The organism is Caballeronia sp. NCF2 (assembly GCF_023631205.1).
In the GTDB taxonomy this organism is placed as follows: domain Bacteria; phylum Pseudomonadota; class Gammaproteobacteria; order Burkholderiales; family Burkholderiaceae; genus Caballeronia; species Caballeronia zhejiangensis.
Window position 1 is genome coordinate 254,881 of the sequence record NZ_JALQDN010000002.1, and the last position, 12,011, is coordinate 266,891.

12 protein-coding genes are annotated in these 12,011 nt (G+C 63.0%); 8 read left to right on the forward strand and 4 right to left on the reverse strand.

Going from position 1 to position 12,011, the window contains the following annotated elements; all coding sequences use genetic code 11:
* Window positions 1-2: 2 nt before the first annotated feature.
* The 4 genes from NCS02_RS03335 to nadC all read left to right on the forward strand — a co-directional run bounded on the left by NCS02_RS03335 (window position 3) and on the right by nadC (window position 4,918).
* Window positions 3-1,367, forward strand: coding sequence for a mechanosensitive ion channel family protein (locus tag NCS02_RS03335; RefSeq protein WP_250519319.1), 1,365 nt, complete (start codon window positions 3-5; stop codon window positions 1,365-1,367).
* Between the two features lie 239 nt (window positions 1,368-1,606).
* Complete coding sequence (locus NCS02_RS03340; protein ID WP_008351187.1) at window positions 1,607-2,803, forward strand: DesA family fatty acid desaturase; 1,197 nt, start codon at window positions 1,607-1,609, stop codon at window positions 2,801-2,803.
* Window positions 2,804-2,918: 115 nt separating this feature from the next.
* Window positions 2,919-4,046, forward strand: a complete 1,128-nt coding sequence (gene nadA, locus NCS02_RS03345) for a quinolinate synthase NadA (RefSeq protein WP_250519321.1) — start codon at window positions 2,919-2,921, stop codon at window positions 4,044-4,046.
* Window positions 4,046-4,918: a carboxylating nicotinate-nucleotide diphosphorylase gene (gene nadC / locus NCS02_RS03350; RefSeq protein WP_244807746.1), complete on the forward strand. Its 873-nt coding sequence runs from the start codon at window positions 4,046-4,048 to the stop codon at window positions 4,916-4,918. The genes nadA and nadC overlap by 1 nt, the downstream gene beginning before the upstream one ends.
* Here the strand turns inward: nadC and nadB are convergent.
* The 4 genes from nadB to radC all read right to left on the reverse strand — a co-directional run bounded on the left by nadB (window position 4,915) and on the right by radC (window position 8,081).
* The gene (gene nadB, locus NCS02_RS03355; RefSeq protein ID WP_244807747.1) at window positions 4,915-6,513 is read right to left on the reverse strand and encodes an L-aspartate oxidase; all 1,599 of its coding nucleotides are present in this window, start codon (window positions 6,511-6,513) and stop codon (window positions 4,915-4,917) included. The genes nadC and nadB overlap by 4 nt on opposite strands.
* Window positions 6,514-6,702: 189 nt before the next feature.
* The gene (rpmG, locus tag NCS02_RS03360; protein ID WP_007180630.1) at window positions 6,703-6,870 is read right to left on the reverse strand and encodes a 50S ribosomal protein L33; all 168 of its coding nucleotides are present in this window, start codon (window positions 6,868-6,870) and stop codon (window positions 6,703-6,705) included.
* Window positions 6,871-6,881: 11 nt separating this feature from the next.
* Window positions 6,882-7,115: a 50S ribosomal protein L28 gene (gene rpmB / locus NCS02_RS03365; protein ID WP_008351171.1), complete on the reverse strand. Its 234-nt coding sequence runs from the start codon at window positions 7,113-7,115 to the stop codon at window positions 6,882-6,884.
* A 216-nt stretch (window positions 7,116-7,331) separates the two neighbouring features.
* A complete protein-coding gene (gene radC, locus NCS02_RS03370) occupies window positions 7,332-8,081 on the reverse strand; it encodes a RadC family protein (RefSeq protein ID WP_081851872.1) in 750 nt (249 codons plus the stop codon).
* 204 nt (window positions 8,082-8,285) lie between these two features.
* Between radC and NCS02_RS03375 the strand changes: the two genes are divergently transcribed.
* The 4 genes from NCS02_RS03375 to NCS02_RS03390 all read left to right on the forward strand — a co-directional run.
* Window positions 8,286-8,741 (forward strand): FKBP-type peptidyl-prolyl cis-trans isomerase, encoded by a 456-nt coding sequence (locus NCS02_RS03375; protein WP_008351167.1) that lies wholly within the window; start codon window positions 8,286-8,288, stop codon window positions 8,739-8,741.
* Between the two features lie 2 nt (window positions 8,742-8,743).
* On the forward strand, window positions 8,744-9,706 hold the full coding sequence (gene ispH, locus NCS02_RS03380; protein ID WP_008351164.1) for a 4-hydroxy-3-methylbut-2-enyl diphosphate reductase: 963 nt from the start codon (window positions 8,744-8,746) through the stop codon (window positions 9,704-9,706).
* A 428-nt stretch (window positions 9,707-10,134) separates the two neighbouring features.
* On the forward strand, window positions 10,135-11,361 hold the full coding sequence (locus NCS02_RS03385) for a branched-chain amino acid ABC transporter substrate-binding protein (RefSeq protein ID WP_008351162.1): 1,227 nt from the start codon (window positions 10,135-10,137) through the stop codon (window positions 11,359-11,361).
* Between the two features lie 212 nt (window positions 11,362-11,573).
* A partial coding sequence (locus NCS02_RS03390) for a branched-chain amino acid ABC transporter permease (RefSeq protein ID WP_250522884.1) occupies window positions 11,574-12,011 on the forward strand: 438 nt, incomplete at its 3' end.

Sequence of the window (12,011 nt, forward strand, 5' to 3'; positions counted from 1 at the left end):
CAATGCAGAACCACTTCCTGAACGAACTCTCCGCGCGGCTCTTCCGCGATTTCGGCGAGCCGGAAGTGATCTGGCAGGTGGCCGCGCTCGTCGGCCTGCTCGTAGTGGCGTGGTGGTGCGCGCGTCTGCTTCGCAAGAAGCTCGATGCGCGCCGCCAGTCGCGTTTCGAAGCCGTGCGCTTCGGCGCGGAAAGTCTCAACAAGGCGCTGTTTCCGTTGCTCGGCACGGTTTTCGTGTCGATCGCGCAGGTCGTGCTCGCGCCGTTCATCCATACGTCGCTGTTGCGGCTCGCGCTCGTGCCGCTGTGCGGCATCACCGTCATCTACACGATGCTCTACGTCGCGCGGCGCGCGTTCAGCCGCGGCCAGACGGAGCACGAGGCGAACGCGCTGCTGTATCTGTTCGAGAAACTCGTCACCGTGATCGTCTGGGTGACGATGGTGCTCACCGTCATGGGCATCCAGGACGACGTCGTCCACTGGATGGCGAGCGTGCGCTTCAACTTCGCGAACGCGCACATGACGCTGCTCTCGCTCGCCTCGGGCGTGCTGTGGGTGTGCGTGACGCTGATCGTCGCGATGTGGGCGGGCGCGCTGCTCGACGACCGCCTGATGCGCGCCCGCTCGCTCGACGCGAATCTCAAAGTGGTGCTCGCGCGCGTCGGCCGGGCGCTGATGATCCTCGCCGCCATTCTGGTGAGCTTGTCGATCGTCGGCATCGACATCACGGTGCTCGGCGTGTTCGGCGGCGCGCTCGGCGTCGGGCTGGGCTTCGGCTTGCAGAAGATCGCGAGCAATTACGTATCGGGCTTCATCATTCTGCTGGACCGCTCCTTGCGGCTCGGTGACATGATCAATGTCAGCGGAAATCAGGGCACGGTCACGCAGATTCGCACCCGATACACGGTGGTGCGCGGCCTCGACGGCATCGAAACGCTGATTCCGAACGAAAAGCTCATCACCGACGTGGTGCAGAACCATTCGTCGTTTCTCACGCGCGGCAACGCGAAGATCGCGGTGCAGGTGAGCTATCGCTGCGACGTCGAACGCGCGATGCAGTTGCTCGTCGAAGCAACGCAGGGCGTCGAGCGCGTGTTGCAGGACCCGGCGCCCGCGGCGCTGCTCGCGAGCTTCGGCGCGGACGGAATCAACCTCGAACTGAGCTTCTGGATCGAAGAGGCCGCCAAAGGTACAGGCGGCGTAAAGTCGCACGTAAATCGGGCGGTTTGGCGGTTATTCTGTGAGCATGGCATTGAAATCCCGTACGCTCAGCGCGAGATAAGGATTATCGACGGCGTGCCCCGCCCGGGCGGCGAATCGGTACTTAATGCCGGAAGCGGCGGTGAAAGCGCTGCGCCTGCCGCCTGATCGCTGATCGTCAGAACCAATCTTTCGATTTGGCGTCGGAATCAACACCAATTCGGGGCGTGAGTTTTTCCTCGTTTTGGTACGATTCAAAAAATTTCACCTTTAGGACAAAGACTTGGAACGCATGCAGTAGAATGCGATCGAACTTGCGCACGTTCCTTTCATGTGCCCAACGCGTTGTTCGAAGTCTGTTCGACCGGCCATTTTTCCCGAATTTCACAGCTACACAGGTAACTGCCTTGCTGAATTCTTCCCTTGAATTTCTCGCCAACGGATTGCTGGACTTCTCCTGGTGGCAGATTCTGCTGTTCACGCTTGCGATGACTCACGTCACGATCGCCGGCGTCACGATTTACCTGCACCGTTGCCAGGCGCATCGCGCGCTGGATCTGCATCCGGTCGCGAGCCACTTCTTCCGTTTCTGGCTGTGGATGACCACCGGCATGTTGACCGGCCAGTGGGCGGCGATCCACCGCAAGCACCACGCGAAGTGCGAAACCGAAGAAGATCCGCACAGCCCGCAGACGCGCGGCATCTGGAAGGTGCTGCTCGAAGGCGCGGAGCTTTATCGCGCGGAAGCGAAAAACGAAGAAACCATGCGCAAGTTCAGTCACGGCACGCCGAACGACTGGATGGAACGCAACGTCTACACGCGTTATCCGATCCTGGGCATCAGCATCATGATGGTCATCGACGTGGCGCTGTTCGGCATCGTCGGTCTGTCGGTCTGGGCCGTGCAGATGATCTGGATCCCGTTCTGGGCGGCGGGCGTCGTCAACGGTCTCGCGCACTGGTGGGGCTACCGCAACTTCAATTCGTCGGATGCATCGACGAACATCTTCCCGCTCGGCATTCTGATCGGCGGCGAAGAACTGCATAACAACCATCACACGTTCGCGACGTCCGCGAAGCTGTCGAGCAAGTGGTACGAGTTCGACATCGGCTGGCTGTACATCCGCATGATGTCGATGGTCGGCCTCGCGAAGGTCAAGAAGGTCGCGCCGACGCCGAAGCTCGCCGCCAGCAAGGCCGTCGTCGATCAGGACACGCTGCAGGCCGTGCTCGCCAACCGCTACGAAGTGATGGCGCGCTACGGCAAGGCGCTCAAGCACGCCTACGCGCAGGAACTGGCGAAGCTGAAGGAGGCCGGCGCGCGCGAGAAGTATCAGTTGATGCGCGGCGCGCGCAAGTGGTTCCACAAGGAAGAAGACGGCCTGAACGAGCCGCAGTTGAAGCAACTGCCGGAGCTGACTTCGGATAATCAGAAGCTGCGCACGTTCATCGAGCTGCGCAAGGATCTGTCGGCAATGTGGGATCGCTCCAACGCATCGCGCGAGCAACTCGTCACGCAATTGCAGGACTGGTGCCATCGCGCGGAAGAAAGCGGCATCAAGGCGCTGCAGGACTTCGCGTTGCGTCTGCGCCGCTACGCCTGACGCGCGATATCCGTTAAAATTTAAGGACGTCACAAGACCCCGCTCTGGCGGGGTCTTTGTTTTTGTGCAGCCGATTCTTGCGTTACGTTGTTGGCACGGAGCAGGGGACAGGGACATGGAAGCGATCAGGAGCGTCGAGTACGACCGGCCGCAAGGCCTGACGTGTGGAGTGGGCGAAGCGTGGGCGCGCGTGCCGGACGCACCGTCGGCCGAACGGAAGCGCGAGTTGAAGGAGCGCATTCGCGCGTTGCTCAAGCGCGAAGAAGCCGTGCTCGTCGCGCACTATTATGTCGACGCTGAGCTCCAGGAACTCGCCGACGAAACTGGCGGCTGCGTTGCCGATTCGCTCGAAATGGCGCGTTTCGGCCGCGATCATGCTGCGAAAACGCTGGTCGTCGCGGGCGTGCGCTTCATGGGCGAGACGGCCAAGATTCTGAGTCCGGACAAACGCGTGCTGATGCCCGACCTCGACGCGACCTGCTCGCTCGACCTCGGCTGCCCGGCCGACGAATTCTCAGCATTCTGCGACGCGCATCCGGACCGCACGGTCGTCGTGTACGCGAACACGAGCGCGGCCGTGAAGGCGCGCGCGGACTGGATGGTCACATCGTCGATCGGGCTTGAAATCGTCGCCGATCTACACGCGCGCGGCGAAAAAATCCTGTGGGCGCCGGATCGTCACCTCGGCAGCTACATCCAGAAGAAGACCGGCGCGGACATGCTGCTGTGGCAAGGTTCGTGTCTCGTCCACGACGAGTTCAAGGGCATCGAGCTCGACCTGCTGCGCAACGAATATCCCAACGCGAAAATCCTCGTGCACCCGGAATCGCCGGAAGGCGTCGTCGCGCTCGCGGATGTCGTCGGCTCGACCACGCAACTCATCGACGCCGCGGTGAAGCTGGACGCGAAGCGCTTCATCGTCGCGACGGACCTCGGCATCCTGCACAAGATGCGGCTCGCCGCGCCCGGCAAGATTTTCATCGAAGCGCCGACCGCCGGGAACAGCGCGACCTGCAAGAGCTGCGCGCACTGTCCGTGGATGGCGATGAACGGTCTCGCCAATCTCGCCGACGTGCTCGAACGCGGTCACAACGAGATTCACGTCGATCCGGCCATCGGGCAGCGCGCGCGCGTGCCGATCGATCGCATGCTCGACTTCGCGGCGCGTCACAAGAAACGCGTGCAGGCGAGCGGCGATCTCGCCAAGGACGGAACGCTGTTTTCGAACGTGGGAGCCGCGTGATGACGTATCCGGCGATTTTCGAGGAAGTCCGCAAGCAATACGGCGAAGCATTCGACGATGCGCTCGCACGCAATGTCGTCGATGCGCTCGAAGAAGACGTCGGCACGGGCGATCACACCGGGCGCCTCGTGCCCGCCGACGCCCGCCGCACCGCGCGCATCATCGTGCGCGAGGAAGCGGTGCTGTGCGGCGCGCCCTGGTTCGACGAAGTCATGCGCCGCGTCGATCCGACGATCGAAGTCGAATGGCAGTATCGCGAAGGCGATCGCATGGCGGCCAACTCCACGGTCGTACTGCTGCACGGCCCGGCGCGCTCGCTTCTGACGGCGGAGCGCAACGGCCTCAACTTCCTGCAATTGCTGTCGGGCGTCGCGACCGCCACGCGCCGCTATGTCGACGCGATCGAAGGCGCGCGCGCACGGATTCTGGACACTCGCAAGACGCTGCCGGGCTTGCGGCTCGCGCAGAAATACGCGGTGCGCGTCGGCGGCGGCGCGAATCAGCGCCTCGCGCTCTACGACGGCATTCTCATCAAGGAAAACCATATCGCAGCGGCGGGCGGCGTCGGCGCGGCGATGGATGCGGCGCTCGCGCTGAAGGCGGGCGTGCCGATCCAGATCGAGGTCGAAACGCTGGAGCAACTCGAGACGGCGCTCGCACATCGGGCCGAATCGATCCTGCTCGACAACTTCACGCTCGACATGATGCGCGACGCGGTGCGCATCACGGCCGGGCGCGCGTTGCTCGAAGTGTCGGGTGGCGTGAACTTCGACACGGTGCGCGCGATCGCGGACACGGGCGTCGATCGCATTTCCATCGGCGCGCTCACAAAAGACGTGCGCGCGGCCGATTTCTCGATGCGTCTGCTCTAAAGGCTCGTGCGGCGCGCGGCCGGCGGCATCAGCACCGTCGGCAGCGCTTTCGGCAAGGTCGCGGGCCAGTCGCGGCTGTAGTGCAGGCCGCGGCTCTCGCGGCGCGAGCACGCGCTTTCGACGATCAGCGACGCCACATCGACGAGATTGCGCAGTTCCAGCAGATCGCGGCTCACCTTGAAGTTGGCGTAGTACTCGTGAATCTCGTCGCGCAGCAGCGCGATGCGATGTTGCGCGCGCGCAAGGCGCTTGTCCGTGCGCACGATGCCGACGTAATTCCACATCAGGCGGCGCAGCTCGTCCCAATTGTGCGCGACGACGACTTCCTCGTCCGGATCGGACACGCGGCTTTCGTCCCAGTCGGGCAGTTGGGCGTGACAACCATTCGAGAAGCCGTCCGCTTCGATCGCCTGCGCCGCCGCGCGCCCGATCACGAGGCATTCCAGCAGGGAATTGCTCGCGAGCCGGTTCGCGCCGTGCAGACCCGTGTACGACGTCTCGCCGACCGCATACAGCCCCGGACGATCCGTGCGCCCCGCGAGGTCCGTGACGACGCCGCCGCAGGTGTAATGGGCGGCGGGCACGACGGGAATCGGCTCCTTCGCGATATCGATGCCGAATTCGGCGCAGCGCGCGAGGATCGTCGGAAAGTGCGCTTCGAGAAACGCGCGCGGCTGGTGGCTGATGTCGAGATACACGCAATCGATGCCACGCTTCTTGATCTCGAAGTCGATCGCGCGCGCGACGATATCGCGCGGCGCGAGCTCGGCGCGCTCGTCGTGCGCGGGCATGAAGCGCGTGCCGTCCGGCAGACGCAGCACGCCGCCTTCGCCGCGCACCGCTTCGGAGATCAGAAACGACTTCGCATACGGATGGAAGAGGCACGTCGGATGGAACTGGATGAACTCCATGTTCGCGACGCGGCAGCCCGCGCGCCACGCCATTGCGATGCCGTCGCCGGTCGCGGTGTCGGGATTGGTCGTATAGAGATAGACCTTGCCCGCGCCGCCTGTCGCGAGAACGGTGTGCGGCGCCTGGATCGTCACGGTGCGGCCCGAGTTCAGATCGAGCGCGTAAAGGCCGTGACAGCGATGGCCGGGCAGCCCGAGACGGTCGGACGTGATCAGGTCGATCGCGTAGTGATCTTCGAGGACGGTGATGTTCGGATGGTTGCGCACGCGTTCGGAAAGCGTCGTGACCACCGCGTGGCCGGTCGCGTCGGCGGCGTGGATGATGCGGCGATGACTGTGACCGCCTTCGCGCGTCAGATGGAAGCCGAGTTCGGCGGAGACATCGCGCGTGAAGGGCACGCCTTCGTCGATGAGCCATTCGATCGCGGCGCGCCCGTTTTCGACGATGAAGCGCGTCGCGGCTTCGTCGCACAGTCCGCCGCCCGCGACGAGCGTATCGTCGACGTGATTGTCGACGCTGTCGGCGGAGTCCAGCACCGCCGCGATGCCGCCTTGCGCCCAATCGCTCGCGCCGACGCTCGCCGCGCGCTTCGCGAGAATCGCGACGCGCCGCGTCTCGGCCAGATTGAGCGCGACGCTCAGACCCGCGAGGCCGCTTCCTACGATCGCCACATCGAAATTCATGCTGCCGGTTCTCCGTCCGTGTTCTTCGTCGATAGCCGGCAAGCATAACGCGCATGAACAGTCCGTGACAGCGAAAACCCCCGCACGATCGTGTGCAAAGCGTGTTAAAGCGGCGCCGGAAAACAAAAAGCCCCGCGAGGTGCGGGGCTTTCTGCTGTCTTCGTGCAGGCTACTCAAAAATCAAGCGGCTTACTTGATCTTGGTTTCCTTGTACTCAACGTGCTTGCGGACGACCGGATCAAATTTCTTGATCAGCATCTTTTCCGGCATGTTGCGCTTGTTCTTGGTCGTCGTGTAGAAGTGACCCGTGCCTGCGGTCGATTCCAGCTTGATCTTGTCGCGTGCGCCCTTGGCCATGTGCGTGCTCCTTAGATTTCACCGCGTGCGCGCAGGTCTGCGAGCACGGCGTCAATACCGTTCTTGTCGATCAGGCGCAGGCCGGCGTTCGAAACGCGCAGACGCACCCAGCGATTTTCACTTTCAACGAAGAAACGGCGATTCTGCAGGTTCGGCAGGAAGCGACGCTTGGTCTTGTTGTTTGCGTGGGAAACGTTGTTGCCCGACATCGGGCCTTTCCCAGTTACTTGGCATACGCGTGCCATGGTGACACTCCTAATACACGTTGAGTCCGAGACGAACGCTCGAATCGAAAGCACTCGCTTTCAGCTTCGATGCCTCTTATCGCCCAATTTGCCGATCGGGGACTTGGCAGCACGGTTATGCCAATGAGGGCCGCATTCGTTCAGAACAGGCGGGTTGAGAAAAGCAAACGAGGATTCTAACAGGAAAAACGCTGCAATATCAAACGTTTTATGCCGTCACAGCCAGCCATGCCGCGCGAACGAGAAGACCTCGTTCGCCGCCACGACGATGTGATCGAGCAGCCGCACGTCGATGAGCGTCAGCGCGTCCTGCAGCGTCTTGGTGAGTCGCCGGTCGTTCGCGCTCGGCTCGACGCCGCCCGACGGATGATTATGCGCGACGATGAGCCCCGCCGCGTTCAGCGTGAGCGCGCGCCGCACGATCTCACGCGGATACACGGCCACGCGCGTCAGCGAGCCGCGCGCCGACTCCTCGACATGCAGCAACTGATGGCGCGCATCCAGATACAGAGAGATGAACACCTCGTAGGGCCGCGTGCCGATCAAGAGCCGCAGATAGTCTTCCACCGCGCCCGGCGCGTTCAGCAGTTCGCGATCGCGCGCCTTCTCGGCGAGCGCGCGCCGGCACAATTCCGATACGGCGATGAGCGTCGCCGCCCGCGCCGGCCCGATGCCGCGCAGTTCGCGCAATTCCGCCGCCGACGCGTCCAGCACGCCGCGCAGCGACCCGAAACGCAGCAGAAGCTGACGCGCCACATCGACGGCCGTGGCCCCCGGAAGGCCGGTGCGCAGGAACAAGGCGAACAGTTCCGCGTCCGACAGCGACGCCGGGCCTATATCGAGCAGGCGTTCGCGCGGCCGGTCCGCGCGCGCCCACTTGCGGATCGGCAGGAGAGGCGCGATCGCGGACAAACTGTCGCCGTCGGGTGCGACGAGCGGCGGCACGAGCCGCAGATCGGCGCTCATCGCGGTGCTCCCGGACCGCGTGGCGTGCGGGCAAGCGCACACGGGACTGAGCCGCGTGACGCGTGCTGCCACAACTCTGTCTTACAATAGCGGTTTTGGCGTCCGGTTCGCACGGGCGCCGTGCGGTTCGCTGCCACGCGCCGAAGAGCCGCCCCATGCGGGGCCTGCGCCCTGCCTTCAAACGAACGGCCACATCCAATACTCATGAGCATCATCGATATCTCCGAGGTGAAACCCGGTTCGCACGTCACGCTTCATTACCGGCTCGCGCTTGCCGATGGTGCTGACATCGTCAATACGTTCGCCGACAAGCCCGCGACGCTTCTGCTAGGCGCAGGGCAACTCGCCGAACCGTTGGAAGAGATTTTGCTGGGACTGAAGGTCGGCCACCATTCGACCTTTCAGCTAACGCCGGATCAGGCGTTCGGGCCGCGCAATCCGGAACTGGTCCAGTGGGTGTCGCTCGCGACGCTGCGCGAAAACAGCATGATCGGCGAGGATTTTTCTCCCGGCGATCTCGTCGAATTCAACGCGCCGAACGGCGGGCGCTACGCCGGCGTGCTGAAGGAAGTCGGCGAAACGGCGGCACTGTTCGATTTCAATCACCCGCTCGCGGGCCAGGCGCTCGTCTTCGAAGTGAAAATCATCGGGATTCTGTAACCATGATTGAAAGCCTCAACGAAGTTCAGACCGACGTCGAAATCCTGCTCGCGCAGCCGCGCGGGTTTTGCGCGGGCGTCGATCGCGCGATCGAGATCGTCGAGCGTGCGATCAAACTGTTCGGCGCGCCCATCTACGTGCGCCATGAGATCGTGCATAACGCATATGTCGTCGCCGATCTGCGCAAGAAGGGCGCGATTTTCATCGAAGAGCTGTCCGACGTGCCCGAAGGCGCGACACTGATCTTCAGCGCGCACGGCGTCTCGAAAGCGGTGCGCAGCGAAGCGGAGGCGCGCGGCCTGCGCGTGTTCGACGCAACGTGCCCGCTCGTGACCAAGGTGCATATCGAAGTCGCGAAGATGCGTCAGGAAGGCTTCGACATCGTGATGATCGGCCACAAGGGTCATCCGGAAGTCGAAGGCACGATGGGCCAGTCGGGCGAGGGCATGCATCTCGTCGAGGATATCGACGACGTGCTGAAGCTCGATCTGCCCGATCCGCAGCGCATCGCGTACGTGACGCAGACGACGCTTTCGGTCGACGATGCCTCCGCGATCATCGACGCGCTCAAGAGCAAGTATCCCGAGATCAAGGAGCCGAAGAAGCAGGACATCTGCTACGCGACGCAAAATCGCCAGGACGCGGTGAAATTTCTCGCGCCGCAGTGCGACGTCGTGATCGTCGTCGGCAGCCCGAACAGCTCGAATTCGAGCCGTCTGCGTGAAGTCGCTGAGAAGCGCGGCATCCCTTCTTATATGGTCGATTCGCCGACGCAGATCGATCCGCGGTGGGTCGAAGGCAAGAAGCGCATCGGCGTGACGGCGGGCGCATCGGCGCCGGAAGTGCTGGCTCAGGCCGTGATCGCGCGTCTGCGTGAACTCGGCGTGCGCAACGTGCGCTCGCTCGAAGGCATCGAAGAGACGATCTCGTTTCCGCTGCCGCGCGGACTGTCGCTGCCGCAGTAACTAGCGGCCTTCCTCTAAAAAAGCGCCTGCGGGCGCTTTTTTTTCGCGCTTGAAACCCATCGGGCGCCATCGAAACGGAACCCTCACGCGAGAGATGACACCAAGCGTAAGCACCGATATGGGGCGCGCGCCGCGACGAGCAATTTCGCCGAAAGCCTTCAGGGTTTCCCCGTAAATCGGATAAGCAAACGTAACCGTCGGAACCGATCGATTAAACCTGTTCCCGTTGTGGTGCAACTGCTGCACAAATGCGGATCGCAACCCGGTTGCGCTCTAGCCGGAAAATCGCTCGAAAATGCTGGTTGCAATGCTGGAAAACCCCGCCACGCAAGAATATTGCTCGTCTCATATTTAGCGTTACAATGCGCGCGTCTTGAGGCCAGAAGGGTTCACGACGACAGTTTTTAGAGGCGCAGGAGACCTATTTGATGCGATTCAAGTTTGCTCACGCCGTGTCCATCGCGGCTGCGGTTGCAATGGCAACCGCATGCGGCAAGAAGGATGAAGGCGGGGCGAGCACAGCGGCATCGGCAGCGAGTTCCGCCGCCGTGCCCGTTGCGTCCGCGCCGGCGCCAGCGCCCGCGAGCGAAGCAACTGTCGTGAAGATCGGTCATGTGGCACCCCTCACGGGCCTGCAGGCTCACCTCGGCAAGGACAACGAAAACGGCGCGCGTCTCGCACTGGAGGAGATCAGCGCGCAAGGCTTGACCATCGACGGGCGTTCCATCCGCCTCGAGCTCGACGCCCAGGACGATGCAGCCGATCCGCGCGTCGGCACCGAAGCCGCGCAGAAGCTCGTCGATGACCACGTGGTTGCGGTGATCGGCCACATGAATTCGGGCGTGTCGATTCCGGCGTCGAAGATCTACAGCGATGCGGGCATCGCGCAGATTTCGCCGTCGACGACGAATCCCGAGTACACGAAGCAGGGCTACAAGACGACGTTTCGCGTCGTCGCGACCGATGCGTTGCAGGGCCCGGTCCTCGCCGGCTACGCGATGAAGACGCTGCACGCGAAGAAGATCGTCGTGGTCGACGACGCGAGTGCCTACGGCCGCGGCCTCGCCGACGAATTCACGAAGAGCGCGCAGGCCGGCGGCGTGAAGATCGCCGCGCGCGAAGCAACGACCGAGAAGGCGCGCAACTTCAAAGCGATTCTCACGAAGATCAAGCGCATCCAGCCGGACGTCGTGATGTACGGCGGCATGGACGTGACGGGCGGCCCGTTCGCCAAGGAAGCGGCGGCGCTCGGCATCAAGGCGAAGATTCTGGCGGGCGACGGCGTCTGCACCGACAAGGTGGCCGAGCTCGCGGGCGACGCGGTGCAGAACATCGTCTGCTCGGAGGCGGGGCTCGCGCTTTCGAAGATGGACAAGGGAGCCGACTTCGAGAAGAAGTACGAAGCGCGCTTTCACACGCCGGTGCAGATTTACGCGCCGTTCACGTATGACGCGATGTACGTGATCGTCGATGCAATGAAGCGTGCGAACTCCATCGAAGCGCCCAAGGTGCTCGCTGCGATTGCCACGACCGACTACAACGGTCTGACGGGGCATATCGCATTCGACGACAAGGGCGATCTGAAGGCGGGGACCATCACGCTGTACGACTTCAAGGACAAGAAGAAGGACGTACTCGACGTCGTCAAGCAGTAGGCAGTCTGGCGGCGCCAGCTATCCGGCGGCGCTGTTTTCGTATCCGTCCGTGAACCGCTCGCAGCCTCATCCGGCCGCGGGCGGACGATCGGCGCTCAACCCTTACCGGTTTTTTAAAAGTACGCGCAGTGCCGCTTCAGATTTCACTTCACACCGGTTTATCGGCCGGTGATAAAGGCGTTATCGAATCGCACGGGGCTAAGGAGCTTTAAATGGATATTTTCATCCAGCAGATCCTCAACGGTCTGGTGCTTGGCAGCGTCTACGCCATCATCGCGTTGGGTTACACGATGGTGTACGGCATTCTCGGCATCATCAACTTCGCGCACGGCGACGTGCTGATGGTCGGCGCGATGGTCGCGCTCTCCGCCATCGGCGTCATGCAGAATCACGCGCCCGGCTTGCCCGGGCCGATCATGCTGACGATCGCGCTCGTTATCGCCGCGATCGTCTGCGCGATCGTCGGTTACACCATCGAACGCGTCGCGTACCGGCCGCTGCGCAAGGCGCCGCGTCTCGCGCCGCTGATTACCGCGATCGGCGTCTCGATCCTCTTGCAGACCATCGCGATGATGATCTGGGGCCGCAATCCGCTCGCCTTCCCGCAGCTTCTGCCGACCGATCCGATCAACGTGATCGCCGCCGACGAA